This window comes from Photobacterium japonica (assembly GCF_050337005.1).
Taxonomy (GTDB): domain Bacteria; phylum Pseudomonadota; class Gammaproteobacteria; order Enterobacterales; family Vibrionaceae; genus Photobacterium; species Photobacterium japonica.
The window spans coordinates 1-26,928 of sequence record NZ_JAKJSN010000056.1; the positions used below are offsets into that span (position 1 = coordinate 1).

Annotated in this window: 24 protein-coding genes and 1 other annotated feature; of the genes, 11 read left to right on the plus strand and 13 right to left on the minus strand. The window is 50.5% G+C overall.

All coding sequences use genetic code 11. The annotated features are described in order from the left end of the window. Window positions 1-577 precede the first annotated feature (577 nt). Window positions 578-3,151, minus strand: a complete 2,574-nt coding sequence (clpB, locus tag L4C36_RS18925) for an ATP-dependent chaperone ClpB (RefSeq protein WP_428479362.1) — start codon at window positions 3,149-3,151, stop codon at window positions 578-580. 222 nt (window positions 3,152-3,373) lie between these two features. Here clpB and L4C36_RS18930 point away from each other — a divergent pair, with 222 nt between their 5' ends. Both L4C36_RS18930 and L4C36_RS18935 read left to right on the plus strand, forming a co-directional pair. Beyond that, the gene (locus tag L4C36_RS18930) at window positions 3,374-3,742 is read left to right on the plus strand and encodes a hypothetical protein (protein WP_428479363.1); all 369 of its coding nucleotides are present in this window, start codon (window positions 3,374-3,376) and stop codon (window positions 3,740-3,742) included. Window positions 3,743-3,910: 168 nt separating this feature from the next. Further along, the gene (locus L4C36_RS18935; protein ID WP_428479364.1) at window positions 3,911-4,282 is read left to right on the plus strand and encodes a hypothetical protein; all 372 of its coding nucleotides are present in this window, start codon (window positions 3,911-3,913) and stop codon (window positions 4,280-4,282) included. Between the two features lie 49 nt (window positions 4,283-4,331). Here the strand turns inward: L4C36_RS18935 and pgeF are convergent, their stop codons facing one another. After that, a complete protein-coding gene (pgeF, locus tag L4C36_RS18940; protein WP_428479365.1) occupies window positions 4,332-5,087 on the minus strand; it encodes a peptidoglycan editing factor PgeF in 756 nt (251 codons plus the stop codon). Next, complete coding sequence (gene rluD / locus L4C36_RS18945; RefSeq protein ID WP_428479366.1) at window positions 5,077-6,051, minus strand: 23S rRNA pseudouridine(1911/1915/1917) synthase RluD; 975 nt, start codon at window positions 6,049-6,051, stop codon at window positions 5,077-5,079. Before rluD ends, pgeF begins: the two co-directional genes overlap by 11 nt. Window positions 6,052-6,190: 139 nt before the next feature. Between rluD and bamD the strand changes: the two genes are divergently transcribed. From bamD to L4C36_RS18965, 4 genes are all read left to right on the plus strand, one after another. Further along, complete coding sequence (bamD, locus tag L4C36_RS18950) at window positions 6,191-6,916, plus strand: outer membrane protein assembly factor BamD (protein WP_428479367.1); 726 nt, start codon at window positions 6,191-6,193, stop codon at window positions 6,914-6,916. Between the two features lie 400 nt (window positions 6,917-7,316). Continuing rightward, on the plus strand, window positions 7,317-7,676 hold the full coding sequence (gene hpf / locus L4C36_RS18955) for a ribosome hibernation-promoting factor, HPF/YfiA family (RefSeq protein WP_428479368.1): 360 nt from the start codon (window positions 7,317-7,319) through the stop codon (window positions 7,674-7,676). Window positions 7,677-7,820: 144 nt separating this feature from the next. Beyond that, window positions 7,821-7,943: a sequence feature (Phe leader region), on the plus strand. A gap of 32 nt (window positions 7,944-7,975) precedes the next feature. After that, entirely contained in the window at window positions 7,976-9,145 is a 1,170-nt protein-coding gene (gene pheA, locus L4C36_RS18960; protein ID WP_428479369.1) for a prephenate dehydratase, read from the plus strand. 144 nt (window positions 9,146-9,289) lie between these two features. Then, window positions 9,290-10,579, plus strand: coding sequence for a glycosyltransferase family 4 protein (locus L4C36_RS18965; protein ID WP_428479370.1), 1,290 nt, complete (start codon window positions 9,290-9,292; stop codon window positions 10,577-10,579). 133 nt (window positions 10,580-10,712) lie between these two features. Here L4C36_RS18965 and tyrA read toward each other — a convergent pair whose 3' ends face one another. Continuing rightward, window positions 10,713-11,840: a bifunctional chorismate mutase/prephenate dehydrogenase gene (tyrA, locus tag L4C36_RS18970; RefSeq protein WP_428479371.1), complete on the minus strand. Its 1,128-nt coding sequence runs from the start codon at window positions 11,838-11,840 to the stop codon at window positions 10,713-10,715. Window positions 11,841-11,874: 34 nt separating this feature from the next. Continuing rightward, window positions 11,875-12,945, minus strand: a complete 1,071-nt coding sequence (locus tag L4C36_RS18975) for a 3-deoxy-7-phosphoheptulonate synthase (RefSeq protein ID WP_428479372.1) — start codon at window positions 12,943-12,945, stop codon at window positions 11,875-11,877. A 216-nt stretch (window positions 12,946-13,161) separates the two neighbouring features. On the opposite strand from L4C36_RS18975, the gene L4C36_RS18980 reads away from it, so the two are divergent. From L4C36_RS18980 to L4C36_RS18990, 3 genes are all read left to right on the plus strand, one after another. Beyond that, entirely contained in the window at window positions 13,162-14,898 is a 1,737-nt protein-coding gene (locus L4C36_RS18980; RefSeq protein WP_428479373.1) for a LytS/YhcK type 5TM receptor domain-containing protein, read from the plus strand. Next, a complete protein-coding gene (gene btsR, locus L4C36_RS18985; RefSeq protein WP_428479374.1) occupies window positions 14,891-15,604 on the plus strand; it encodes a two-component system response regulator BtsR in 714 nt (237 codons plus the stop codon). The genes L4C36_RS18980 and btsR overlap by 8 nt, the downstream gene beginning before the upstream one ends. 325 nt (window positions 15,605-15,929) lie before the next feature. Continuing rightward, window positions 15,930-17,411, plus strand: coding sequence for a carbon starvation CstA family protein (locus tag L4C36_RS18990; protein ID WP_428479375.1), 1,482 nt, complete (start codon window positions 15,930-15,932; stop codon window positions 17,409-17,411). A gap of 368 nt (window positions 17,412-17,779) precedes the next feature. Here L4C36_RS18990 and rplS read toward each other — a convergent pair whose 3' ends face one another. The 5 genes from rplS to ffh all read right to left on the minus strand — a co-directional run bounded on the left by rplS (window position 17,780) and on the right by ffh (window position 21,290). Beyond that, window positions 17,780-18,133: a 50S ribosomal protein L19 gene (gene rplS / locus L4C36_RS18995; RefSeq protein ID WP_428479376.1), complete on the minus strand. Its 354-nt coding sequence runs from the start codon at window positions 18,131-18,133 to the stop codon at window positions 17,780-17,782. A 36-nt stretch (window positions 18,134-18,169) separates the two neighbouring features. Next, window positions 18,170-18,916, minus strand: a complete 747-nt coding sequence (gene trmD, locus L4C36_RS19000) for a tRNA (guanosine(37)-N1)-methyltransferase TrmD (protein ID WP_428479377.1) — start codon at window positions 18,914-18,916, stop codon at window positions 18,170-18,172. A gap of 19 nt (window positions 18,917-18,935) precedes the next feature. Beyond that, entirely contained in the window at window positions 18,936-19,463 is a 528-nt protein-coding gene (gene rimM, locus L4C36_RS19005; RefSeq protein WP_428479378.1) for a ribosome maturation factor RimM, read from the minus strand. Between the two features lie 29 nt (window positions 19,464-19,492). After that, entirely contained in the window at window positions 19,493-19,741 is a 249-nt protein-coding gene (rpsP, locus tag L4C36_RS19010) for a 30S ribosomal protein S16 (protein WP_428479379.1), read from the minus strand. Between the two features lie 184 nt (window positions 19,742-19,925). Beyond that, window positions 19,926-21,290, minus strand: coding sequence for a signal recognition particle protein (gene ffh, locus L4C36_RS19015; RefSeq protein ID WP_428479380.1), 1,365 nt, complete (start codon window positions 21,288-21,290; stop codon window positions 19,926-19,928). A 212-nt stretch (window positions 21,291-21,502) separates the two neighbouring features. Between ffh and L4C36_RS19020 the strand changes: the two genes are divergently transcribed. Then, complete coding sequence (locus L4C36_RS19020) at window positions 21,503-22,300, plus strand: cytochrome C assembly family protein (protein ID WP_428479381.1); 798 nt, start codon at window positions 21,503-21,505, stop codon at window positions 22,298-22,300. Window positions 22,301-22,409: 109 nt separating this feature from the next. Then, entirely contained in the window at window positions 22,410-23,687 is a 1,278-nt protein-coding gene (locus L4C36_RS19025; RefSeq protein WP_428479382.1) for an HlyC/CorC family transporter, read from the plus strand. Window positions 23,688-23,780: 93 nt separating this feature from the next. Here L4C36_RS19025 and luxS read toward each other — a convergent pair whose 3' ends face one another. The 3 genes from luxS to gshA form a co-directional block, all read right to left on the minus strand. After that, entirely contained in the window at window positions 23,781-24,299 is a 519-nt protein-coding gene (luxS, locus tag L4C36_RS19030) for an S-ribosylhomocysteine lyase (protein WP_428479383.1), read from the minus strand. Between the two features lie 154 nt (window positions 24,300-24,453). After that, entirely contained in the window at window positions 24,454-25,080 is a 627-nt protein-coding gene (locus tag L4C36_RS19035; protein WP_428479384.1) for a transglycosylase SLT domain-containing protein, read from the minus strand. Window positions 25,081-25,205: 125 nt separating this feature from the next. Then, the gene (gshA, locus tag L4C36_RS19040) at window positions 25,206-26,801 is read right to left on the minus strand and encodes a glutamate--cysteine ligase (protein WP_428479385.1); all 1,596 of its coding nucleotides are present in this window, start codon (window positions 26,799-26,801) and stop codon (window positions 25,206-25,208) included. Window positions 26,802-26,928 lie beyond the last annotated feature (127 nt).

Sequence of the window (26,928 nt, forward strand, 5' to 3'; positions counted from 1 at the left end):
TGCATGTGTTAGGCCTGCCGCCAGCGTTCAATCTGAGCCATGATCAAACTCTTCAATTAAAAGTGTTTGCTGCTATAAATAGCGACTCAATGAAAAACTGTTTTTGTTCATTACCGAAGTAACGAACGAATTGACTGTGCCAAATCATAAGTAAACTTATCATTTGTATTGGTCACTCAGTATCATTGATAATTCTTTTGTTGACTATCATTTCACGAGTGCCCACACAGATTGCATGGTCAAATTGTTAAAGAACAATACTGACGGGYTAGCGACTTAAGTTGCCGTTCTCCGTGTCAGTGAGGCGGCATTATAAGGAGATTCATCAACGGCGCAACCCCTAAAAACAAGAAAAACAACAAAAACAAACCAACCGAGCAATAAACAAACAAAAACACTTAAATTCGCTCAGAGCGCAACCAGAAACACTTTCCATCATCGTGCGGCTATTGTTGAACATAACAAAAAACGTCAGTCGTCAGTTCAATCCTCAGTAAGGGTCTCGCCTTTCATTCTCTTCTTCAAAAAGCAACACACCGCCCGAAGGCGGTGTGTTAATTAACGATAGCGGCATCGATTAATGACGCGCGACAATTTGGCCGTCTTCTGCCACCACGGTGATCGGCTTACCCGTTGTGATTTTGCCGGACAAGATATCTTGCGCCAGTGGGTTCTCTATATATTGCTGAATAGCACGCTTCAGTGGGCGCGCACCGTAGACAGGATCAAAACCCGCTTCGGCAATCAAATCCAACGCACTGTCATCCAGTGACAGCGTGTAATCCCGCTCACTGAGGCGTTTCACCAAACGTGCGATTTGAATCGACGCAATATTTTTGATGTTTTCCGCCCCCAATGGATGGAAGACGACGGTCTCATCCACACGGTTAATGAACTCGGGGCGGAAATGCTGTCCGACCGCTTCCATCACCATCTGTTTGATGCCCGCATAATTGAGATCACCAAAATGCTCTTGGATTTTGTCTGACCCTAAGTTCGATGTCATGATCACAACGCTGTTACGGAAATCAACCGTGCGACCTTGGCCATCGGTTAAGCGGCCATCATCCAACACCTGAAGCAAAATATTGAAGACATCCGGATGGGCTTTTTCCACTTCATCCAGCAGGATCACCGAATAAGGACGACGACGTACCGCTTCGGTTAGATAGCCCCCCTCTTCATAACCCACATAGCCAGGAGGTGCCCCCACCAAACGGGCGACCGAGTGTTTCTCCATGAACTCGGACATATCAATCCGTACCATGGCATCATCACTGTCGAACATAAAGTTCGCCAAGGCTTTACACAATTCGGTTTTCCCTACACCGGTTGGGCCAAGGAAAAGGAAGGAGCCAATCGGACGGTTAGGATCCGCTAAGCCCGCACGGCTACGGCGGATTGCATTAGAGACCGCTTCTACCGCTTCATTTTGCCCAATCACGCGCTGATGCAAGCCCGCTTCCATTTGCAGTAACTTATCACGCTCCCCTTCCAGCATTTTAGCGACTGGAATCCCGGTTTGGCGCGACAACACTTCGGCGATTTCTGCATCCGTGACCTTGTTTTTCAACAAGCTCATTTCTTGCATCTCAGCTTGCGCCGCCAAATCCAATTGCTTTTCGAGTTCCGGAATGCGGCCATACTGCAATTCAGACATACGGTTCAAATCCCCTGCACGACGGGCGATTTCCATGTCTGTGCGCGCTTGTTCTAGTTCGGTTTTGATATGCTGCGTCCCTGACAAGGCCGCTTTTTCTGCATTCCACACTTCTTCTAGCTCTGCGTACTCACGCTCTTTCGCGTCCAAATCCACACGCAGATCCGCCAAACGTTTCAGGCTGGCATCATCGCTTTCTTTTACCAACGCTTGTTGCTCAATTTTCAGCTGAATGATACGGCGCTCAAGACGGTCCAAAGACTCTGGCTTAGAGTCAATCTGCATACGGATGCTGGATGCCGCTTCATCGATCAAATCAATCGCTTTATCGGGCAGCTGACGATCTGAGATATAGCGGTGTGACAGACTCGCGGCCGCCACAATCGCTGGATCGGTAATTTCCACATGATGGTGCAACTCGTAGCGCTCTTTAAGACCACGTAAAATCGCCACGGTATCTTCTACTGTTGGCTCATCCACCAGCACTTTCTGGAAACGACGCTCAAGTGCCGCGTCTTTTTCAATGTATTGGCGATACTCATCCAGCGTAGTTGCACCGACACAGTGTAGTTCACCACGGGCAAGAGCCGGTTTGAGCATGTTACCTGCATCCATTGCGCCCTCGCCTTTACCGGCGCCCACCATAGTATGCAGTTCATCAATAAAGAGGATCACACTCCCCTCTTCTTGTGACAGCTCGTTCAAAACGGATTTCAAACGCTCTTCAAATTCACCGCGGTACTTTGCCCCGGCAATCAATGACCCCATGTCCAGTGACAGCACGCGCTTATGGCGAAGGCCTTCCGGTACTTCACCATTAACGATACGCTGGGCCAACCCTTCAACGATGGCGGTTTTACCGACCCCTGGCTCACCAATGATCACCGGGTTATTTTTAGTTCGGCGTTGCAGCACCTGAATAGTACGGCGAATTTCATCATCACGGCCGATCACCGGATCCAACTTGCCTTGCTCAGCACGTTCGGTCAGATCAATCGTGAATTTTTCCAGCGCCTGACGGTTTTGCTCAGCATTAGGATCATCGACCTTCTGGCCGCCACGCACTTTCTCAATCGCTTTTTCGATTTTATCCGCTGTCATCCCTTTGGCTTTCAACAATTGACCCAGCGGGCCTTTGTCATCGACGGCGGCAAGAATAAATAGCTCAGAGGAGATGAACTTATCGTTGCGTTTCTGTGCCAGCTTATCGCACATGTTCAGCAACATGCCCATACCATGAGACAGTTGTACATCACCGCCAATACCGCTCACCTTAGGCAAACGATCCAGCAATTCAGCAAGTCCCGATCGCAGCGACGCCATGTCAACATCCAATAAGGTCAGTAACGGTCGAATCGTACTGCCATCTTGGTTCAACAAGGCCACCATCAGGTGAGCCGGTTCGATATACTGATGATCACGCCCTAATGCCAGCGATTGCGCATCAGAGATCGCCATTTGAAATTTGCTCGTAAAACGGTCAAGACGCATACGTCCTCCTCTCTATTCTATCGATAGATATGGTGATCACCTTCTCGCTTTTCAATGCTCTGTCACTACAGATTCTTCGCTCATATGCTTTTTCCCGATATTTAACGGCGTAAAACCCTCGCCGACAAGTCAATCGATTTGATTATAGTTCGTGCATTGACAGGCGTAATCCGCATGGCGTACCATTTAAACGTACGCCATTCTTTATCAAGGATCACCATTATGACAAAGCAACGCCAGATCACCCGAATCATGACTCTTGCCCTACTCATCATGCCCGCTACTGCTTTGGCGCAGCGCGATATCCAAGAACGACGTCAGGAAGCCCGTCAAGAAGCACGTATCGATCACCGCACAGAAGCGCGCATCGATGATCGCCACAATCACACCAGCCCAAACAATGTCATCGTGATTCAACAAGCGATGCTACGCACCGTGAGCTACAACGGGATCGTATTGCTGCAAGATACGGCGAACCAACGTTTCTACCGCGCAGATGCTAATGGCTACCGCCTGTATAACGTGCCATATGGCGCATACGTTGTGGAACTGTCACCCGCCAACCCGATTAATATCACCGTACTCAATTAAGCACGTGACACACGACGCGATCATTGTGTCTGACGTACGTATTCAGTCGAGAGAAGACAGACAGTGATACCGATCGCATCACACAAGCATGGATGACACATTGGCATAGACAGGATCCCTTGACGACGGAAGATAACCGCCATCACCATACGAAAAGGGAAACGCACCATGAAAGGAATGAATGGTTTACGTGCAATCGTCTTGGTCGGTTGTGGGCTAGTCTCACTCAACAGCTGGGCCGCTTGTGATGATGATGCGAATGCACAAGTGCATTTGGTGTATGTCGAAGCGTTTGCGGAAGGTGCCAATGCTGGCCAAATCGTGAAGCAGAAGGTGGATTACTTACGCAATGTCATGTCGAACTCTGCGTTTGAATCGATTTCATCGATCCAATCAAACGTCTCGATGTATAAGGAATCAGAGGAAAGTAACAAGCTGATGATCACACTCAGTAGCCAATATAAAGGCGGTTTTGAGGCAACGACCCAGCTTGTTAATAGTAAGCATCATATCTCAATCGATATTAGCCAATGTCACTAACGCCTCTCTGTCACACAGAGTCACAAAAACGAAAGCGCTCAGTGCTTACTTACGGTGCGTCTATCCAAATTAAACTGGCTTGACGCCCCGTCACACCGTCGCGGCGATAGGAATAAAACTGTGCGGGAGAGTGGTACGTGCAGTACTCTCCCCCATACACGGCGGACACACCGACAGAGTGCAAACGCTGCGTAGCCAGCTGATACAAATCCGCTAGCCATTTATCTTCCGACCCGTCCCCCGACACCACAAATGACTGTGCCGCTTGGGGATCTTGCGTGATAAATTGCGCGCGCACTTCACCGCCGACTTCAAACGCCGTCGGGCCAATGGCCGGCCCCAACCACGCCATGATTTCATCAGGCGCAGCGGAAAAGGCCGCTACCGCCGTTTCAATGATCCCATCTGCCAAACCACGCCAGCCCGCATGTACCGCAGCCACTTCCGTGCCCGCTTTGTTACATAACAACACTGGCAGACAGTCAGCCGTCATGATGGTGCAGGCCATGCCCGGCACCTGCGTATAACTGCCATCCGCATCGGGCACACCTTCAAGGGCATGCGGCAAGGTCAGCACTGTGGTGCCGTGGATTTGGTTTAGCCACACCGGTGGTGTGGTAAGGGATAATACTTGCTGCAATGTAGCCCGGTTATCCGTGACCGCATTGATATCGTCCCCAACGTGCATACCCAGATTAAACCCTTGATAAGGGGCAGCACTGCAGCCGCCCTCACGCGTGGTCGTTACAGCTTTCACCGAGGCAGGCGCAGGCCAGTTGGGCACGATCAGCATATTAGTAGTCATCCTCGCTGTGCGCTTCTTTGTCTTCACGCAGGATGTTCATCATCACCACCATGTCGACAGGCAACGCCGCGCGCCATTCCATCAACTCACCCGTGATTGGGTGCGAAAGACGCAGCATACGTGCGTGCAAGGCTTGGCGATCAAACGCACGTAGCGCGTGGATCAACTCATCAGCCGCATCGCGTGGCGGACGAGGACGGCCACCGTACGTAGCATCACCCAATAGCGGGTGGTTCAAGTACGCCATGTGTACACGGATCTGGTGGGTACGGCCTGTTTCAAGGCGTAGCACGATACGCGTATGCTCACGGAAATGCTCAGACACACGGTAGTGCGTGATCGCATCTTTACCCATTTCATTCACGGCCATGCAAGTACGTTTGGTCGAGTGACGGCCAATCGGCTTTTCTACCGTACCACCGCCGGTCATCTTACCGATTGCAATCGCTTCGTATTCACGGGTGATCTTACGTTTTTGCAATGCACGCACCAGACGCGTCTGCGCTTGAATCGTCTTCGCCACCACCATCAAACCGGTGGTGTCTTTATCAAGACGGTGCACAATACCCGCACGCGGCACTTCCGCCAGCTCTGGGCAATGGAACAACAGCGCATTGAGCACCGTACCATCTGGTGTACCGGCACCTGGGTGGACAACAAAATCACGCGGTTTGTTGATCACCAAGATGTGCTCATCTTCGTAGACGATATCCAATGGGATGTCTTGCGCTTCCCAACGTTCTTCGTCTTCAATTTCAGCATTGATCAGTAGCTCTTCGCCACCCATCATTTTGATTCGAGGTTTGGTTATCACGTTTCCGTCTACTGCAACCATACCGTTAAGGATCCACTCTTTAATCCGAGAGCGAGAGTAATCTGGGAATAATTCAGCGACAACCTGATCAAGGCGCAAGCCTAACTGGCTATCTTTTACTGTATTTGTTAACTCTATCTGCTGTGCCATACCGAACTTTTTTAAAAAGCGTGGGACTAAACGTCAAACGCTGCGTAAAATAACCTAATAGTGTCATTGTATCTGTTAACGGGGCTAACCGTAATGGATCCACAGAAATAAAATTTTTATCAAGGAAGCAGACGCCACAATGAAACGCCTGACCCTCACAGCTCTTCTTGCCGTAACTCTCCTTTCAGGTTGTTCAACCACGGAAGAAGTGGTGCCGGATGTGCCACCTTCGGAACTTTACGCGACCGCCCAACAAGCCTTGCAAAACGGCAGCTGGACGACCGCTATCGAACGTCTTGAAACGCTCGATTCACGCTACCCGTTCGGGGCATATTCAGAACAGGTCCAGCTTGATCTCATTTATGCCTATTACAAAAATGATGATCTGGCACTGGGCGAAGCGACCATTGATCGCTTTAACCGTTTAAATCCGGCCCATGAAAAAGCGGATTGGGTGCTGTATATGCGTGGTCTGACCCGCATGGCACAAGATCGCAGCTTTATGCATGACTTGTTCAATATTGATCGCCACGATCGCGATCCTGAACCTGCGCGAAAAGCCTTTCATGACTTTAAACGCCTGCTAGAGCGTTACCCAAGCAGCCGTTACACCGCCGATGCGCAAGCCCGTATGGTCTTTTTGAAAAACCGTCTGGCCGACTATGAACTCGCCACCACGGATTTCTATATCCGCCGTGGTGCTTGGGTTGCCGCAATCAACCGTGCACAGTTGATCCAAAATGAATACGCTGACACACAAGCGGCACGTGAGTCTCTGGCAATGATGGCAATTGCCTATGAAAAACTGGGGCTGGACACACCGCTTGAAAACACCCGTAAGCTGATGGCATTGAACCCACAGTAAGCGCCGCGGTGAACAGAAACAAAAACAGCAGCCCTTGGGCTGCTGTTTTTTTGTGTTCTTTTTTCTGGTCGGGCAGATAACGCTCGGTGAACGGGTCACACCACGGCGTTTTGAGGCTTCGCCCAAGTGGTCAAAAATAACTCAACCTCTTGTTATAAATCGAATAAATCCCCTGAATAGCACCAGCCACCAGCGTTTGATATACCCCCATACTGCCCCAATTCATTCCATCTCGACAAGTACTTTCGTCAAACTTTTTTGCAACAAACAAATCACGATCACAGATTTTTTTGTGCTGATAACTTAAACGCCCAAGCGTGATGCAGATCACATTATTGTTCGCTGATTTTAGTAATCTGAAGTTAACCCAACAAGGGGTAGCAAAAGAGGAAAGATAATTATGACATTAAACATCACTGGTAAAAACCTAGATATCACCCCTGCTATCCGTGAGCGCATTGAGTTTAAATTCAAGAAGTTGGAGAGATTCCAAGTACCCTTTATCAGCAAGCATGCCGTCATCAGCACTGAGCCGAACCGCCAATTCAAAGTAGAGATTTCTGCTGCTATTCCAGGAGGTCAGCTTGTCGCCTCAGCAGAACATGATGATATGTACGGCGCCATTACTGAAGTGTACCAAAAATTGGAACGTCAACTTAACAAACAAGCTCACAAACCGACGGCGCGTCGCGCCAGTCACAGTGATAAGCCAGGCGTCGAAGAAGAAGAGATCGACGCAGCGGAAGAAGCCGAAGCATAATCACGACAAGAGGATTTCTCGGGGAGCCACCCGCTCCCCTAACAGCCCCGCACTGCGGGGCTGTTTAGTTTCAGCTTGACAACATTCCACCAGCTGCATAATGTTGAGCCATATCTCACACAAAATAGACAATGCCATCAACATGTATCCACATCCGCTGTTTTTCTTTCGCTTCTTTTTTATGTCACCGTAATCGGGGGCTCATCGTTACGTCAGAATGAAGCGAAAGACGAACAGAGAGCCTCCCCAACGCGGAGGCTTTTTTGTGGGTAGCACACAGAGACAGACAGGGAGCAACAATGACAACACCGCACTATTCACTGGATGACATTCGGGAAAATGTGACTCGCATTGATAATGAGATCCTCAAACTGCTCGCCGAACGCCGCCAACTGAGCTTGGCCGTGGCCAAAAGTAAAATTCAAACCGCGAAACCGGTGCGCGATCAAGAACGCGAACACGCCTTGTTATTGCGGTTAATTGAGCGAGGTAACACCGAGCAGCTCGATGCGCAGTATGTGACCCAGATCTTCCATACCATCATTGAAGATTCGGTCTTATACCAACAAGCGTACCTGCAAAAACTCACCAACCCTGACAGCCTGCAACCCACCGCACGCGTTTCCTTCCTTGGTGCCAAAGGGTCATACTCCCATCTGGCCAGTCGCCATTACTTCAGTAAAAAACAAACCACCTTGGTTGAGCTCAGTTGCTCCACATTCCGTGAGGTACTGCATGTGGTCGAAAACGGCCATGCCGATTACGGGGTGCTGCCGATTGAAAACACCAGCTCGGGATCAATCAATGAAGTGTATGACTTGTTGCAGCACACTAGCCTGTCGATTGTCGGGGAAATCACCCAGCCCATTGAACACTGCTTGCTGACTGCCGTCGAGACTCAACTGACCGATATCGACACCTTATATTCTCACCCACAGCCGCACCAACAATGCAGCGAGTTCTTACATGCGATGGGGAACATTAAGCAGGAATACTGCTCCAGCACCGCAGAAGCCATGCAAACCGTGGCTGAGCTACAACAGCCCAACGTGGCTGCCATCGGTAATGCCTCCAGCGGTGAGCTTTATGGTCTGACCGCCCTGAAAGGAAACATTGCCAACCAACAAGAAAACCATACCCGCTTTATTGTGGTGGCCCGGAAGCCCGTCAATGTGACGTCACTGATACCGGCCAAAACGACCCTGATCATGTCTACCGCCCAAAAAGCGGGCTCCTTGGTCGAGTGTCTACTGGTCTTGCGTAACCTCGGCATCAATATGACCAAGCTGGAATCTCGCCCGGTGATCGGCAACCCGTGGGAAGAGATGTTTTATGTCGACGTGGAAGAAAACCTGAAATCCAACGTAATGGAAGTGGCACTAGAGGAATTGACCCAACTGACGCGCTTTATCAAAGTGCTGGGGTGCTACCCGAGCGAGAACGTCAAACCGACCGACGTTGAGATCTAATCCGCCGCCTTTTTTATATCCTTTTTCGTCCCCCTTCCCCCGTTCAGCCACTGGCTTGACGGGGGTATTGCGAGCCGCTGAGCCATTGTATTTCAACGCATCTCTACTACCCTAAGATCACAAAGTGACGAAGGAGAGTAAGGTATGAGTCAGGGAAACATCATCGGCATACTCACAGGTGGACTCATGGGATCCGACCCCTATCACCCTTCATCCTGGTCTGGCAGCTCCGCCTCTTTTTTCCATGAACTGCAAAGACAGCAACGCTTAGAGTGTGCTTTTGGCCCTGAACTGAGCCGTTGGTATTACTATCGCCGCTTTGCCGGTTGTATTCATTACAACAAAGAAGTGTGGAAACGTAAGCTCTACATGAGTAAAGCCTACCGTGATGATCTCACGGCGCAAGCTCGTCAACTCGCCCACCAGCACGCCCAACAACACGCGTCCCCTGCCGCCCAGTCACACATCACTGCCGGCAACAGTGCGGTCGTCCAACTGGGCGCCTACCTCAATGCGCGGGAGATCTACGGCTCACGTGTCCCCATATTCAGCTACCAAGATGGCAATATTGCCGAGCGCCAATTCTCCAACTTCACCCCCAAAGCACTGCGGGCACAAAAAGGCCTGTTTGACGAAGCCATTAAGTACGAGAAAAAAGTCGCGCACGACATGGATTTGATTTTCACCACCAGCGAATACCTGCGCCAGTCCTTCATTGAACATTATGCGTTACCGCCTGATCGTGTCGTCAATATCGATATGGGCACCAATATCGCCCCGTTTGAACACATCACCAGTCAGGGGAAAGACTACACCCGCAAAGACATCCTCTTTATCGGTAAAAGTGACTTTTTGCGCAAAGGCACCGATATTGCCATTCAGGCGTTTGAACGCGTTCAACAACAGTATCCCGACGCGATCCTGCATCTTGTTGGCCCAGATGTGAAACACCAACAGCGCTACCCCAACCCGAATATCCGCTTTCACGGATTACTGTCAAAAGATAACCCGCAACACCTGAACACACTAGAGGCGCTCTTCCAGCAATGTGCTGTCTATATTCAGCCATCCCGCTATGAGCCGTTTGGGATCGCCCCTATAGAAGCCATGATGCACGGCATTCCTGCCATCGTGACGGGCGAATGGGCATTGAAAGAAAGTGTGATTGATGGCGTCACCGGTCGGCATGCCAAGCTGGAAGATCATCATGATCTGGCGGATAAAATAATTCAATTACTGCAAGACCCCGCGCTGCCGCAAATGGGCACACAAGCTCAACAGTGGGCAAAGGGCAATTTTACCTGGGAAAAAACCGTATCGACTCTGCTGACGCATATTGACCAAACGACCACCAACAACAGCAGCGTTAAACCGGACACCATTAAAGAGAGCACCGTTCATCCAAACACCGCTAACCCAACCGAGGTTAACTAACCGTGCGCACGGAGAGGCCGTCACGTCGAGGCGTGTAGAAATAAGAAGAACGCAGGAAGGGAAGAAGAAAGGTGTATCTCAATGAAAAGCCACTGGGGTGTCCGCACCCCAGTGAGCATTGCATGCATCAACGTCATGCGCGGTGAGTAGAATCGTTCGCCTGTCTAAGCAGTCCCTGGCTCTCGATTAAAAAATGCTGGGCATAATCCCCAAACCAATTTTCGACCCGACCAAACGCCTGTTTGAAGGTCTCTTTGTCTTGGTTATCCAGCATCTCAATCGCGTCACCAAAGCGCTGATGGAAACGTTTTATCATGTCAATGTTCTGCGGCGAAGACATGATAATGTCGGCGTATAGCTGGGCATCCTGCGCAAACAAGCGCCCTACCATGGCCAGCTCCAATCGGTAGATTGGGGAGCTCAAAGACATCAACTGCTCAAGCTTTGGATCTTCTTCCGCCAAGTGCACCCCATAAGCAAACGAGGTGAAGTGACGCAATGCCTGAATCAAGGTCATGCCTTGGTCGTGCTCAATGGCACTGATCCGGTTCAGTGACGCGCCCCAAATCTGGAACTGCTCCAATAACCACTGGTAGCTTTCTGGGTTACGGCCATCACAATATGCCACCACCTGTTTCGCCAAGCTCGCAATGTCCGGTCCAAACATCGGGTGCAACCCGACAACCGGCCCGTTATGCACGGCCAACATGGCTTGCAGTGGGCCGCTTTTTACAGAGGTTAAATCCGCCAAAATACAATCTTCCGGCAAATTGCTCAGACGACCGATGATCGCTTCCGTTTGGTTGATTGGCACTGACACCACCACCATACCGGCATCCGCCAATATCTCATCCGCCTGATCCCAGTCTTGGCTGCCCAGCTTTCGCACTTCATAGCCCGACAAGCTAAACAGACGGCAGAAAAGGCTACCCAATTGGCCATAACCGCCCACGACCACAATCGGACGCAGTGACGGATTCAGGCACTTAAAGCCGGAATCATTCTCACTGGCGTACGACTCGCGCATCGTACGACGCAAAATATCTTCAATCAGATCCGGCGGCACACCTTGCTGCTCGGCCTCCTGACGACGCGAGGCCAACATGGCAGCCTCACGATCCGGAGCATAAATGGGTAGGCCATGCTGGCTTTTCACATGACCCACCTCTTCCACTAACGCCAAACGGCGCGCTAGCAGTGCCACCATTTGTTTATCGACATCATCAATCTGATCTCGCAATGTACTCAGTTCGGCAACCATTGATGGGCTCTCTGTCATCTATTTGCTGTAACGATTAATCCATTCGCTGCTGCAGGAAAGGACGCAGTTCCTGATAAGCATGGGAGAGAAGCGCTTGGGTGTTTTCCCAGCTAATGCATGCATCTGTGATAGACACCCCGTAATCCATCTCGGAGAACGGTAAATCCGCGCTTTGGCTTCCTTCGTGAATATGGCTTTCCAGCATCAAGCCAATGATTGACTTGTTTCCCTCTCTGATTTGATGAAACACATCTTCCGCCACCAGCGGCTGGCGACGATAATCTTTACGAGAGTTTGCGTGGCTACAGTCTACCATTAGCGATGGGGAAAGACCTGCTGCTTTCATCTCGTTCTCACATTCCGTGACCGACACCGAATCGTAATTGGTTTGCTTCCCGCCGCGCAAAATGACATGCCCGTCAGGGTTACCTTCAGTATTGAGCAACGCCACCTGTCCATCCCGGTTGATCCCCATGAAACGGTGACCCGAAGCCGCCGCCTGCATCGCATTGATCGCGGTACCTAAGCTGCCGTCAGTACCGTTTTTAAACCCTACCGGCATCGACAACCCACTGGCCATTTCACGGTGCGTTTGAGATTCCGTGGTACGGGCGCCAATCGCCGCCCAGCTGAACAAATCACCCAAGTACTGCGGGCTGATCGGATCCAACGCTTCTGTCGCCAGCGGGATCCCCATTTCGACCAAATCAATCAACAGTTGGCGGGCAATGTGCAGGCCTTCTTCCACTTCAAATGAGCCATCCAAATGTGGGTCGTTGATCAGCCCTTTCCAGCCCACCGTGGTACGTGGCTTCTCAAAGTACACCCGCATCACAATGTATAACTGATCACCCAGTTCTTCGGACAAGGCTTTTAATTTCACGGCATAGTCCTTTGCCGCTTCAATATCGTGAATGGAACACGGCCCACACACCACCAATAACCGGTGATCTCGCTTATGGATAATGTCTGCAATGGTTTGACGAGACTGATGGACAAACTGCAAGCCCGCATCACTGACAGGGAGCTTGTCACGCAACTGCTGCGGGGTGATTAACACCGATTCATTTTCGATATGGACATTATTGAGCTGATCTTTTTGCATATGGGCATCCCTGTAAATCAATAAATACAAAACCGTGAACGAAGAACAGGATCTCCCTGTTGAGGGTAAAACCATAACAAGGATGTCACGTTCATTGCAAGGCAGTGTAAACAAAAAACACCAATCGTAAATCTAACTTTACATCAAATGTGTTTTGGCGATAATTAAGAAAGCCAGTTACCATAGTGCGATTCCCTCTAAGCCGAATTCACGTCAATGGAACTGATCTTTTCGTTACTGCAACAACTAAGTGTCTACTTAGTGCTGGCCTATCTGCTGAGTAAAACCCCCTTATTCATGCCGATCACCTCGGTCTCGGGGCGCCTTTCCCAGCGTTTTGCCTGTTACATTTTGTTTTCTCTCTTTTGTATTTTAGGCACGTATTTCGGACTTAACATTGAAGATGCCATTGCCAACACCCGTGCTATCGGCGCCGTGATGGGCGGTCTGCTCGGTGGACCCGTGGTGGGTTTTGCGGTGGGCCTCACGGGTGGCCTCCACCGTTATAGCTTGGGCGGCTTTACCGATGTGGCTTGTGCCATTTCCACCACCGCAGAAGGCTTGATTGGTGGCCTAATGCACAGTTATTTCCTGCGCCGTGGCCAGGTAGACCAAATTTTCAAACCGAGTGTGGTGCTGGGTGTAACTCTGGTGGCGGAAATCGTGCAAATGGGGATCATTTTGCTGGTCGCCGATCCGTTCAGCCAAGCTTTGCAGTTAGTCAGTGCTATCGCGCTGCCGATGGTCATTGCCAACGCGATCGGCGCGGCGCTCTTTATGAGTATTATTCAAGACAGAAAAACCATCTATGAAAAATACTCCGCGGCGTTTTCCAGTCGCGCCCTTAAAATCGCCCAACGTTCGGTCGGGATCTTAAGTCAGGGTTTTGATGAGATCACCACCAAGAAAATCGCCCAAATCGTCTATGAAGAAACGGGGGTCGGGGCGGTTGCCATCACGGACCGCGACAAGATTTTGGCCTTTATCGGCACCGGGGATGATCACCACTTACCGGGAACACAGATCTCATCAGGCTATACCCGCCGCGCGATTGATGGCTGTGAGCTGGTCTACGCCGACGGTTATGACATGCCCTATCAATGCTCGCTGCATGAAAAATGCAAATTGGGCTCCGCCTTGGTGATCCCCTTAGTCAGCGGTAACAACGATGTGCTGGGCACCATCAAACTGTACGAACCCAAACGCAAACTGTTTTCCACCGTGAACCTCACCCTGGGTGAAGGGATTGCTAAACTGCTGTCGAATCAAATTCTAACCGGCCGTTATATTCAACAACAAAACCTGCTGACGCAAGCCGAGCTGCGCCTGTTGCAAGCACAGGTGAACCCGCATTTCTTGTTCAATGCCCTCAATACCATTAATGCGGTGATCCGCCGCGATCCGGACAAAGCCCGTCAACTTATCCAGCACCTGTCGCAGTTTTTTCGCCGCAACCTCAAGCAAAATATTGAGACGGTCACCCTGCAAGAAGAGCTGCAGCATGTGAATGCGTACTTAGAAATCGAACTGGCGCGCTTCTCGGATCGACTCAGTGTTGTGATGAATGTCAGCCCTGAACTGCTCAATCACCCGTTGCCGACATTTACCTTGCAGCCATTGGTAGAAAATGCGATTAAACACGGTACATCTACCCTGCTGGAAGAGGGTAAAATCACCATTAATGGCTATATCCGTCACAACGAAATGATCCTCGAAGTAGAGGATAATGCCGGCAATTACAGTGACGATAACGCCGATGCTGGCCCGTCCCTCAAGCAGGAAAAAGGCCTCGGCATGATGATTGTCGATAAGCGGCTCAAAAACCGCTTTGGCAAACACTACGGCCTGACCATGAGTGCGCAACCTCAGGTCTGGACGCGCGCGACGATTTGTATGCCGCTTGCGCACCCATCCTATTCCATCCCCAACAAGGAGAACACGCTGCATGATTAACGCCCTCGTCATTGATGATGAACGATACGCCCGTGAAGAGTTAATGGATCTGCTGCAAGAAAGCGGGAAAGTGAACGTGATCGGCGAGTGCAGTAATGCCATTGAGGCACTGAAAAAAATCAATACGCTCAAACCGGATGCGATTTTCCTCGATATCCAGATGCCACAGATCACCGGCATTGAGCTGCTGAGTATGCTCGACCCCGACACCATGCCCAAAGTAGTGTTTGTGACCGCGTATGATGATTACGCATTGCAGGCGTTTGAAGACAATGCGTTTGATTACCTGCTCAAGCCGGTTGAGCCGATGCGATTAGAGAAAACCTTGAAACGGCTGGATCGCGAATGCCAGCCCGTCGACTATGCGCCGCTGGTCAGCGATATGCTGGAGTTGATCCCGTGCAGTGGCCATAACCGGATCATCTTACTGAGTCCGACCGACATCGAAACCGCTTATTCGGATCTCTCGGGGGTGCATGTGGTCAGTAAAACCAGCAAGGCGACCACCCAGTTAACCCTGAAAACGCTGGAAGAGAAAACGCCGCTCATTCGCTGTCACCGCCAATATTTGATCCATCCGCACGCCATACGTGAGATCAAACTGCTGGAAAACGGCTTAGCAGAAATCACCACCCTGAATCACCATCAAGTGCCGGTGAGTCGCCGTTACCTTAAAGAATTAAAAGACCGGTTTGGCCTGAACTGATCCCCTTCCCGATGCCTTTTGTGCCAGGCACCGCACAAAAGGCATCGCATACCCCACGATACGCCCTATACCCTGATCGCATTATTGAACATTACCCGCAAACGATACCCCTCGGATAAAGCATCTTCTCTCTGCGGAAAAACCGTTCGACAGACATATCGACCACTCGCACCGCTATAACGCCACTCACCCCCGTAGAGGATGAATAATGCTCTTAAATCATTATCATGGCATCCATTAAAAGAAGGATTGCGCAGGTTGCCACTGTGGTTGGCAAGGAACGCAAATTCAACCCACTCCTATAGGAAATAAGAGAGATAAGCATATGGCTTGGTTTCTAATGTGTGTCGCTGCCTTGGTTGGCGGATACTTCATCTACGGCGCCTTCGTCGAGAAAGTCTTCGGGATCAATGAAAATCGTAAAACCCCTGCCTACACCAAACAAGATGGCGTCGACTATGTGCCGATGTCGAACAAGAAAGTCTACTTGGTGCAGCTACTGAACATTGCCGGTGTGGGACCGATTTTCGGTCCAATCATGGGCGCACTCTACGGTCCAGCCGCGATGCTGTGGATTGTATTGGGTTGTGTGTTTGCCGGCGCGGTACACGACTACTTCTCTGGCATGCTGTCTATCCGTAACGGCGGCGCATCAGTCCCAACCATTACCGGTCGCTACCTCGGCAACGGTGCAAAACATTTTATGAATATTTTTGCTATCGTACTGTTGCTGCTTGTGGGCGTGGTGTTTGTTTCTGCCCCTGCCGGCATGATCACGAACCTTGTGAATGAGCAAACTGACATTGGCTTGTCGATGACGACCATGGTTGTGATCATTTTTGCTTACTACATTCTGGCGACCATTGTGCCTGTCGATAAAATCATTGGCCGTTTCTACCCGTTCTTTGGTGCCCTGCTGATCTTCATGTCAGTTGGCCTGATCACGGCAATGGCATTCTCTAGCGAGCACACGCTATTGGGTGGCTATGAAATGAGCCAAATGTTCACCAACATGAACCCGAACGATTTGCCATTGTGGCCTGCCCTGTTCATCACCATTGCATGTGGTGCGATCTCTGGCTTCCACGCCACTCAGTCACCATTGATGGCGCGTTGTATGGAAAATGAAAAGAACGGCCGTTTCGTGTTTTACGGCGCGATGATCGGTGAAGGTATCATTGCCCTGATTTGGTGTGCGGTTGCCCTGTCGTTCTTCGGCTCAGTGGAAGGCTTGTCTGAAGCGGTCGCTAACGGCGGTCCGGGTAGCGTGGTGTACACTGCGTCAATGGGTTTGTTGGGTGTGTTTGGTGGTGTGATTGCGTTCTTGGGTGTGGTGATTCTGCCTATCACCTCGGGTGACACTGCGTTCCGTTCAAGCCGTCTGATTTTGGCTGAATACTTCAACATGGAACAGAAAACCCTGCGTAACCGCCTATTGATGGCTGTACCTCTGTTCGTGATTGGTGGCATCCTGACTCAAGTGGACTTTGCGATTATCTGGCGTTACTTCGGCTTTGCTAACCAAGCAACCGCAGTGATGATGCTGTGGACGGCATCGGCTTACCTGCTACGTCACAACAAGCTGCATTGGATCACCACGGTTCCGGCTATCTTCATGACCACGGTATGTATTACCTTCATCCTCAACAACAGCCAGTTGGGCTTCGGTCTACCTATGACGCTATCAACAGCGGTTGGCCTGATCAGTGCCTTCGGTGTCACAGCTCTGGTTATCAAGCGTTCTAAAGGCAAAGGTGAAACAGACTTGGCTGACGAAGAAAGCGGTGAGCTAGATACTGCGAAGTAATCAGCATCGTTATCCGCGAGACGAACGAAACAAAAACCAGCCTGCGGGCTGGTTTTTTTGTGTCTTGGGGAAAACAGGGGCGAGTATAAGCGGGACGAGACATGTGGTCCTGTGATCCTGTGATCCTGTGATCCTGTGATCCTGTGATCCTGTGATCCTACAAGCAGGATTTCAGATCCCTTTATGGATGCAAGCACTTCCGCTCCTGCTTTTTCCATAGAACCTTAGGGCCATAGGTCCGCTTTTGTTCTTCCGCTTTGACTCGATTCTCGTCCCGCTTTTACTCGCCCCAGCTCTTCCCAAATTCCACGCAAAAAAAAGCCCACCTTACGGTGGGCTTTTTTATTAAACGTCTTACGCGAAGTAAATTACTTCTTAGTAAGCTTCTCTTTGATTCGAGCTGCTTTACCAGAACGATCACGTAGGTAGTACAACTTGGCACGACGTACTGCACCACGACGCTTAACAGTAATGCTGTCAACTACTGGAGAGTGAGTTTGGAACGCACGCTCAACGCCTTCACCGTTAGAGATCTTACGAACAGTGAATGCAGAATGTAGACCACGGTTACGCTTAGCGATAACTACGCCTTCAAATGCCTGAAGACGTGAACGATCACCTTCTTTAACTTTAACCTGAACGACAACAGTGTCACCTGGTGCGAAAGTAGGTAGGTCTTGTTTTAGTTGCTCGTCTTCGAGCTGCTTAATGATGTTACTCATTGGTATATACCCTAGAATAAACTGATACTAAATTAATTAATTGCTTGCTTTATATTCACGGATAAATTCCGTGAGCAAGAATTCCTGATCGTCAGTCAGAGCTAGGTTTTCCAGGAGCTCTGGTCTTCTCAGCCAGGTACGGCCTAACGATTGTTTCAATCGCCAGCGGCTTATGTCCTTGTGGTTGCCAGACAACAAGACCTTAGGCACTTCTTGTCCGTCCAACACTTCAGGACGTGTGTAATGAGGGCAATCTAACCAACCATTTGCAAAAGAATCTTCTTCTGCTGACGCAAAGTCTCCCAGTACACCCGGAACAAACCGGACGACTGCATCCACTAGCGTCATGGCAGGCAGCTCACCACCCGTTAGCACAAAATCTCCGATAGACCATTCTTCGTCTACCTCTTGTTGGATTATGCGCTCATCTACCCCTTCGTAGCGGCCACAGATGAGGATCAGATTCTCATTCTGCGCAAGCTCCTCAACACCGGCTTGATCAAGCTTACGGCCCTGAGGTGATAGATAAATGACTTTAGCCTGACCTTCTACAGACTGTTTGGCAGCATGAATAGCGTCGCGCAAAGGCTGCACCATCATTAGCATGCCAGGTCCGCCACCATAAGGTCGATCATCAACCGTACGGTGTTTGTCGTGGGTAAAATCACGAGGATTCCACGTTTCCACCGACAAAAGGCCTTTTTTTACCGCCTGGCCTGTCACCCCAAAATTGGTAATGGCGTTAAACATATCAGGAAACAGGCTAATTATGCCTACCTTCATTTTTTCACCTTACCGGGGATTAAAATCCAGGATCCCAGTCAACTTCGATCCGCTGAGCAGTGCGATCAATCGACTTGATGACCTGCTCATCGAGGAACGGGATTAAACGTTCCTTCTGGCCAAAAGCATCTTTCAGATTGGCTTTAACTACCAACACATCGTTTGAACCTGTTTCCAGGATGTCAGTAACTTTACCTAGGTCGTAACCTTCAGTCGTCACTACTGTCATACCAAACAACTCACGCCAGTAGAATTCATCTTCTGGCAATGAAGGCAGCTGGTCAGCCAGTACAAAAACTTCTGCGTTAGTTAAGACTTGAACATCCTCGCGGATGTCAAAACCCTCAATCTTCGCTACCAGTCCCTGACCATGGCGTTTCCACGACTCAACCTGAAGCTCTCTCCACTCACCCTTAATTTTCACAAACCAAGGATGAAAAGAGAAAATGCTTTCAGACTCTTCGGTGTGAGAAAAAACTTTGAGCCAGCCCTTGATGCCATAAGTGGCACCGAGTTTCCCGACAACAATGCGGTCTTGTGTACTCATTGCTTCTCTCTTCTACCTGTTATTGCTAATTAAGCCGCTTTAGCAGCGTCTTTGATTAGCTTAGCTGCGCGGTCAGACACAGTTGCACCTTGACCTACCCAGTGATTAACACGGTCTAGATCTAGGCGTAGACGCTCTTCCTGACCCTTAGCTAGCGGGTTGAAGAAACCAATTTTCTCGATGTTACGACCGTCGCGTGCACAACGAGAGTCAGCAACAACGATTTGATAAAATGGACGCTTTTTAGCGCCGTGACGTGCCAAACGAATGGTTACCATATCGTCCTCTACTTGCATTACTGTAAATAAAATTGACCCCGCCATGAATCATAACGGGGTCCGTGCCAAATTAAGCTCGGGAATTTTACTCTTTAAACTGACGAATGCAACCGATTTAGCTACTTTTTCACCAGTAAAAATCATTCCAGTCCCCAAACCCAATAGATTCAAGGGCTCATGCCGCTTAGCGACCGAACATGCCGCCGCCCGGCATCATGCCTTTCATATTGCGCATCATGTTTTTCATGCCGCCCTTCTGCATTTTCTTCATCATCTTCTGCATCTGGGTGAACTGCTTAAGCAGACGGTTAACGTCTTGCACTTGGGTACCTGAACCCATCGCAATACGCTTTTTACGCGACCCTTTAATGATCTCAGGACGCTCACGCTCGCCTGGGGTCATGGAATTGATGATCGCTTCCATCTGCATAAACATTTTGTCGTCGACTTTATCTTTCACGTCGTCCGGCAATTGCGACATACCCGGTAGCTTATCCAGCATCCCCATCATGCCGCCCATGCTTTTCATTTGCTGCAGCTGGCCGCGGAAGTCTTCAAGATCAAAGCCTTTTTTCTCTTTGAATTTCTTCGCGAGTTGCTCGGCTTTCTCTTTATCAACGTTACGTTCAAGATCTTCGATCAGGGACAGTACGTCACCCATACCCAAAATACGTGAGGCTACACGATCAGGGTGGAACGGTTCCAATGCGTCGGTTTTCTCGCCCACACCCAAGAACTTGATTGGCTTGCCGGTAATGTGACGTACAGACAGCGCCGCACCACCACGGGCATCACCATCGACCTTGGTCAAGATCACACCGGTCAACGGCAGTGCATCACCAAAGGCTTTGGCGGTGTTCGCCGCATCCTGACCTGTCATGGCGTCAACCACGAACAGGGTTTCAACCGGGTTCAATACCTGATGAACGTCTTTGATCTCGTCCATCATCTCGCCGTCAACGTGCAAGCGACCTGCGGTATCGACAATCAGAACATCATAAAACTTCAGTTTCGCTTCAGCGTGTGCAGCTGTCACGATGTCGACCGGCTTTTGATCCGCCGATGATGGGAAGAAATCAATGCCAATGTCGCCCGCAAGGGTTTCTAGCTGTTTGATCGCCGCCGGGCGATAAACGTCCGCCGACACCACCATGACTTTCTTACTCTGGCGCTCTTTCAGCCATTTACCCAGTTTACCGACACTGGTGGTTTTACCCGCACCTTGCAGACCCGCCATCAGGATCACAGCCGGTGGCTGGCTCGCCAAATTCAAATCTTCATTCGAGTCACCCATCACAGCTTCAAGCTCGGCTTGAACAATCTTGATGAACTCTTGACCCGGTGTCAGGCTTTTAGAGACTTCGGTCCCTACTGCGCGTTCTTTCACGCGCTTGACGAAATCACGAACAACAGGAAGCGCAACATCTGCTTCGAGTAACGCCATGCGTACTTCACGCAGCGTATCCTTGATGTTGTCGTCGGTCAGTCGGCCACGGCCACTGACATTCTTAAGCGTTCGCGATAAACGCTCCGTTAAATTTTCGAACATGTGCTACTCGCTCGTTACGCAACTAAAATCGGTAAGATCTGGCTAGTATAACGCAATCTTCCCTTCGCTTTCATGCCTTCACAGCCACTTTCGCTGTGATATCGCCTTATAAAACGACCTTCCTATCACGGGGAAACGGCTTTGCCGTGGCAGCCTGACGGCTGGCAAGGTATACTTGCGAACTCTTACCATCTTAAATAGTTAAGTTTACTATGGATATGTTGATAGCCTTACTGGCTACTTGCCTTTACGTTTCTGCCCTCGGGCTTGTGGTGCCGGGTTTAACCAATAGCAATGGAATCAAAACGCGGCCGGTCTTTTTGTGTGCCTTGGCGGCCATCGCCTTACATATCCTACTGCTCAAAAATCTGATCCTAGGGGGCATCGGTCAAAACCTCAGCATGCTGAATGTCGCGTCCCTGATCAGCGTCTTGATTGCCATCATCACCACTGGCGCCATGCTCAGAATGCGGGTCTGGTTTTTATTGCCGGTGGTTTACAGCTTTGCCGCGATCAACTTGCTCGCCGCGACCTTCTTGCCGGGCGCCTTCATTACCCATTTAGAAACCCACCCTGCGGTGTTACTGCATATTTCACTGGCGCTGTTTTCCTATTCCACCTTAATGGTCGCCACCTTGTATGCCATTCAACTGGCCTGGCTCGATCACAAGCTAAAAAATAAGAAGAGTCTGGCGATTAACCCGAACATCCCTCCTTTAATGATGGTGGAGCGTCAGCTTTTCAAGATCATCTTAGTCGGAAACAGCTTACTCACCGTCACGTTGATCTCTGGCTATGTCTTTATTGAGGACTGGTTGATCCAAGGTAAAACCCATAAAGCCGTGCTGTCGTTGATGGCGTGGTGCGTATACAGCGTGTTGCTGTGGGGACATTATCAAAAAGGCTGGCGCGGTCGCCGCGTGGTCTGGTTCAGCTTAGTGGGGGCCTTTTTATTGACCCTCGCGTACTTTGGCAGCCGATTTGTTAAGGAAATCATTATCGGTGCTTAGGCCAAAGGCTGAAACATTTGCCTCGGCGGGGAAATTACCCGCCGTGCATTGACACCCAGACTATCTGGGTACACAGTACATGTAACAGAAACGTTAAGGATAGAGTTTTTTGGACGATATATCCACGGGAGCCTTATTCTCCCTTCTGGTATTACTTCTCGTCATTTCCGGGTACTTCTCCGGTTCTGAAACGGGCATGATGGCCCTCAACCGCTACAAATTGCGGCACCTTGCCAACCAAGGACACCGGGGCGCGAAACGGGTAGAAAAACTCCTTTCCCGGCCAGACCGTTTGATCGGCCTGATCCTTATCGGTAATAACCTTGTCAATATTCTTGCCTCTGCTATCGCCACCATCCTTGGGATGCGCCTGTACGGCGACATGGGGGTTGCCATCGCCACCGGTGTGCTCACCTTAGTGGTGCTGGTCTTTGCCGAAGTCACCCCGAAAACGTTAGCGGCGCTGTACCCGGAGCGGGTGTCCTACACCAGCAGTGTGGTACTGCAAATTCTCATGAAGCTGCTCTATCCCCTCGTGGTGTTCGTTAACGCCATCACCAACGGTTTCCTGCGCTTGGTTGGGTTACGCGTGAACCATCACGGTGACGCTGACCTCAGCTCTGATGAACTGCGTACCGTGGTCAATGAAGCCGGCGGATTGATCCCGCGTCGTCACCAAGACATGCTGCTGTCAATTTTGGATTTGGAAAACGTCACGGTGGAAGATTTGATGGTGCCGCGCAATGAAATCGCCGCCATTAATGTGAACGACGACTGGAAATCCATTGTCCGTCAGCTCAGCCACTCTGCCCATGGGCGTATTGTGCTGTATCGTGACAGCATTGATGAAGTGGTCGGCATGCTGCGAGTACGTGAAGCCTACCGCATGATGATGGACAAGAATGATTTCAGTAAAGAGAACCTGCTGCGTGCGGCCGATAAAGTCTACTTTATCCCGGAAAGCACCCCGCTCAATATCCAGCTGCTGAAATTCCAGCGCAACAAACAGCGTATCGGTTTGATTGTGGATGAATACGGCGACATTCAAGGGCTGATCACGCTCGAAGATATTCTGGAAGAGATTGTGGGCGAATTTACCACCTCCATCAGCCCGACCTTGGCCGAAGAGATCTCGCCACAAGCGGATGGCAGCCTAATTATCGAAGGCAGTGCCAACATCCGGGATTTGAACAAGAGCCTGAACTGGGCGCTGCCGACCAACGGCCCTCGTACTCTGAATGGCCTGATCTTGGAACACCTCGAAGACATCCCTGATAGTCTCTTGAGTATTGAGGTCGCGGGTCATCAAATGGAAATTATCGAGGTGGCCGATAACATGATCAAATCCGTACGTATTTTGCCAAACCAACTGAAGAAAACCGGTTAACGACACGTTCAATCGCATGCATCAAAAAGCCGGCATTCACGCCGGCTTTGTTTTGTCTGTCACTCAGGACTCACCCCCTGTCTTTCACACGAGCTATTTCACATTCAGGGTTTGCAGCAACTCAGCCGGTAACGCCAAGTCGTCGTTTTGATTGACGCTGATCCCTTGGTCAAGAATGGCCTGCGCGATGGCTTGGGCTTCTTGCAACGAGTGCATGCTATACGTGCCACATTGGTATTCGTTCAGTTCAGGGATCTGATCTTGAGAGGCAACCTTAAGCACATCTTCCATCGCGGCCAACCAGCCATCCGCCACTTGCTGTTCCGTCGGCGTCCCAATCAAACTCATGTAGAAACCGGTACGACAGCCCATTGGGGAAATATCGATGATTTCAACCTGATCCGAGTTGACATGATCACGCATAAAGCCGGCGTACAGGTGCTCAAGGGTATGGATCCCGCGCTCACTCAGAATGTCCGCATTGGGGCGGCAAAAGCGCAGATCAAACACGGTGATGGTATCACCCTTGGGGGTTTGCATGGTCTTGGCCACGCGCACAGCGGGGGCGTGCATACGGGTATGGTCGACGGTAAAACTGTCTAATAGAGGCATTGCTTCCTTACTCCTTGGCCTGCTCATGCACCGGTCGCGCATCCCACGTGACCGACACTGTCATGAGTGTTGTTGTTCCTCAACTTTATACCAAGGTGCACAAACACGGCAAGTCTCGCCCAGTTTGCGCACCGTTGTCTCTGGTGTGACGGCCTTAAAATGGCCACCAGCTACGGTTGTCTTCTAATTCCTTCCGGCATTGCTTGAGCTGCCAACCGTAATCTTTGGCTTGCTGTTCGACGCGGCGGGAAATTTTCAGTAACTGGGGTTTCCCTTTGTATGTGCCGCGCTGATAGCCACCACGCCCATCGTGATACGCCAAATACTGGTTGTACGCATCCCATTTTGAGATCCCCAACTGACGTTGAGTTTCTGCGGTGTACCAACCCACGAACATCATGGCGTCGGCGAAATCGGTACGCGATCCGCCATTACCGGTCGCTTTCTGGTAATCGGCCCAAGCCGGATCTTGCGCTTGCGCATACCCATAGGCACTGCTCACGCGGCCCCACGGAATAAAGCCCAGCACATATTTTTTCGGTGGACGAGCATCATGACGAAAGCTGCTTTCTTGTTTGATAAACGCCATCGCCACCTGCATCGGGGTCCCCCATTCGTCCTGCATATCCAGCGAGGCTTCATACCAGTCAGGGTATTCGCGGTAAATCTCACACAGGTTCGATTGTTGTTTCGGCGGCGCGGCCGCACACCCAGAAAGGGCAATGGCTGCGAGGAAGAGAAAGAGCAAGCGGGAAAAAAATTGCGGATTATTTGCAACCATGGAACCAATCACCATCCTTGCGGTCATAAAGAAGGACAGGCTACGTAACAGCAGCCTCTCATCCCTGCGAAATTTCTTCTGGGCAGCACGGTCGCTGCCCATTTTTTTGTCTGTCACCCAGCGGCTTACACCGTGTGATCAGCCTGCATATCCGCCTTGATATCGGCAAAGTAATCATCAAGAAACGCATCAAACGACACGGTATCAGCCTGTTCGATTTCCTGCTGTTTCACCAATGAATCTTGTGCTTCTTGTTCAAACTGCGCCACCGAGTAAAAACGGAACGGTGACGTCGCGAGCGTGTCGGCATGGGCTTTTGCCAAGCCTTTACCCACCGCACCAATGCCTTGCTGTTCAAGAATGTCAGCCAGCAATTGCGCCGATAACGTCAGTGACGGATCATCGATCCAAGTGTTCAAACGCGCAATCGTCTGCTGGTAAGCGTCATTGCCTGCCGCTGCATCCATCGCTTGTGCCACTTCTAGCAACTCAGTAAAGACACTTGAACCCCACTGCTGCAGTGTCAAACGCTCACCATTACAGCCGATGGTCAGCTCCAGCTCAGGGTTACGCCCATCGAGCACGACACGGCTCCAGTTATGACGCCAACAAGCCAGTTCTGCGTCGTCCATATCTGCCGACGGTGACAACACAGCCCACGTTAGGAACACATCCAAGAAACGCACCTGATCCGCCGTGATCCCTATCGGGCTAAACGGGTTCACATCCAGTGAGCGCACTTCAATGTATTCCACCCCGCCACGGCTCAGTGCCTCAGACGGCTTTTCACCGCGATCCGTCACGCGCTTCGGACGAATAGGGGCATAAAGTTCATTCTCTATTTGTAGCACATTGGCATTCAGCTGACGGTACTCACCGTCTTCTTTCACACCAATTTCAGCGAATGCGTCTGATGGTGTACGGATCGCACGGCGTACCCCGTCAAGGTATTGATCCAAGCTGTTAAAGCCGATCTTCAGGCCGCTTTGCTCGTGGTTGGTGTAACCCAAATCGCTCAAGCGCAAGGCGGTCGCATTCGACAAGAAATACGTGCCCTTACCCACTTTCTTGAAGGGCAGATCGGTATCGCTGTCTTCAATGAACGAACCACACAAGGCTGGCGATGCACCAAACAGGTACGGGATCAACCAACCGAAACGGTAGTAGTTACGGATCAACGCAAAGTACGCATCTGAGACAGAGGCTTGACGCGTTTCACCGTCTTGCTCGCCGAACAACTGATCCCAAAACGCATCAGGGAACGAGAAATTAAAGTGCACACCAGAAATCACCTGCATCACACTGCCATAGCGGTGCTTCAGGCCTTCACGGTACAGGGTTTTCATGCGACCTGTATTTGAGGTGCCGTACTGCGCCAGCACGATATCGTCTTCGCAGCCGACAAAACACGGCATCGACATCGGCCAAAGCTGTTCGCCGTGTAACTTAGAATAGGTGAATTGATGAATATCATTGAGCTGTGACAGCAAGTCATCCACAGTGTGAGAGACGGGCGTAATAAACTCTAGCAGCGACTCGGCAAAATCCGTCGTGATCCATTTATTCGTCAGTGCCGAACCTAAGCCGACAGGATGGGGTGCTGTCGATAACTGCCCATTTTGCGTCATACGCAGTGCTTCACGCTCAAGACCACGACCAAGCTGGGTCAGTGCGTCAGGATTTGCAGCGATCTGCTGCAATCTTTGTGAAAAGTTCATCACGGTGATACTCAATCATTAACATCTCAGTGACGTAGAGTAATCATTATTGTTAATGAATGCCACGATTATTACGTCGAAACACTTTTACCCAGCAGAAACAATCACAGGCAAAAAAAGCCGAAAAAAG

Bases quoted from the DNA above. Each gene is read 5' to 3' on its own strand.
- clpB (WP_428479362.1), bottom strand. From the start codon at position 3,151: ATGCGTCTTGACCGTTTTACGAGCAAATTTCAAATGGCGATCTCTGAT.
- L4C36_RS18930 (WP_428479363.1), top strand. From the start codon at position 3,374: ATGACAAAGCAACGCCAGATCACCCGAATCATGACTCTTGCCCTACTC.
- rluD (WP_428479366.1), bottom strand. From the start codon at position 6,051: ATGGCACAGCAGATAGAGTTAACAAATACAGTAAAAGATAGCCAGTTA.
- pgeF (WP_428479365.1), bottom strand. From the start codon at position 5,087: ATGACTACTAATATGCTGATCGTGCCCAACTGGCCTGCGCCTGCCTCG.
- tyrA (WP_428479371.1), bottom strand. From the start codon at position 11,840: ATGGTTGCCGAACTGAGTACATTGCGAGATCAGATTGATGATGTCGAT.
- L4C36_RS18990 (WP_428479375.1), top strand. From the start codon at position 15,930: ATGGCTTGGTTTCTAATGTGTGTCGCTGCCTTGGTTGGCGGATACTTC.
- trmD (WP_428479377.1), bottom strand. From the start codon at position 18,916: ATGAAGGTAGGCATAATTAGCCTGTTTCCTGATATGTTTAACGCCATT.
- pheA (WP_428479369.1), top strand. From the start codon at position 7,976: ATGACAACACCGCACTATTCACTGGATGACATTCGGGAAAATGTGACT.
- L4C36_RS18980 (WP_428479373.1), top strand. From the start codon at position 13,162: ATGGAACTGATCTTTTCGTTACTGCAACAACTAAGTGTCTACTTAGTG.
- bamD (WP_428479367.1), top strand. From the start codon at position 6,191: ATGAAACGCCTGACCCTCACAGCTCTTCTTGCCGTAACTCTCCTTTCA.
- rpsP (WP_428479379.1), bottom strand. From the start codon at position 19,741: ATGGTAACCATTCGTTTGGCACGTCACGGCGCTAAAAAGCGTCCATTT.
- L4C36_RS19020 (WP_428479381.1), top strand. From the start codon at position 21,503: ATGGATATGTTGATAGCCTTACTGGCTACTTGCCTTTACGTTTCTGCC.
- L4C36_RS18965 (WP_428479370.1), top strand. From the start codon at position 9,290: ATGAGTCAGGGAAACATCATCGGCATACTCACAGGTGGACTCATGGGA.
- luxS (WP_428479383.1), bottom strand. From the start codon at position 24,299: ATGCCTCTATTAGACAGTTTTACCGTCGACCATACCCGTATGCACGCC.
- L4C36_RS18975 (WP_428479372.1), bottom strand. From the start codon at position 12,945: ATGCAAAAAGATCAGCTCAATAATGTCCATATCGAAAATGAATCGGTG.
- L4C36_RS19035 (WP_428479384.1), bottom strand. From the start codon at position 25,080: ATGGTTGCAAATAATCCGCAATTTTTTTCCCGCTTGCTCTTTCTCTTC.
- ffh (WP_428479380.1), bottom strand. From the start codon at position 21,290: ATGTTCGAAAATTTAACGGAGCGTTTATCGCGAACGCTTAAGAATGTC.
- btsR (WP_428479374.1), top strand. From the start codon at position 14,891: ATGATTAACGCCCTCGTCATTGATGATGAACGATACGCCCGTGAAGAG.
- rplS (WP_428479376.1), bottom strand. From the start codon at position 18,133: ATGAGTAACATCATTAAGCAGCTCGAAGACGAGCAACTAAAACAAGAC.
- L4C36_RS18935 (WP_428479364.1), top strand. From the start codon at position 3,911: ATGAAAGGAATGAATGGTTTACGTGCAATCGTCTTGGTCGGTTGTGGG.
- hpf (WP_428479368.1), top strand. From the start codon at position 7,317: ATGACATTAAACATCACTGGTAAAAACCTAGATATCACCCCTGCTATC.
- rimM (WP_428479378.1), bottom strand. From the start codon at position 19,463: ATGAGTACACAAGACCGCATTGTTGTCGGGAAACTCGGTGCCACTTAT.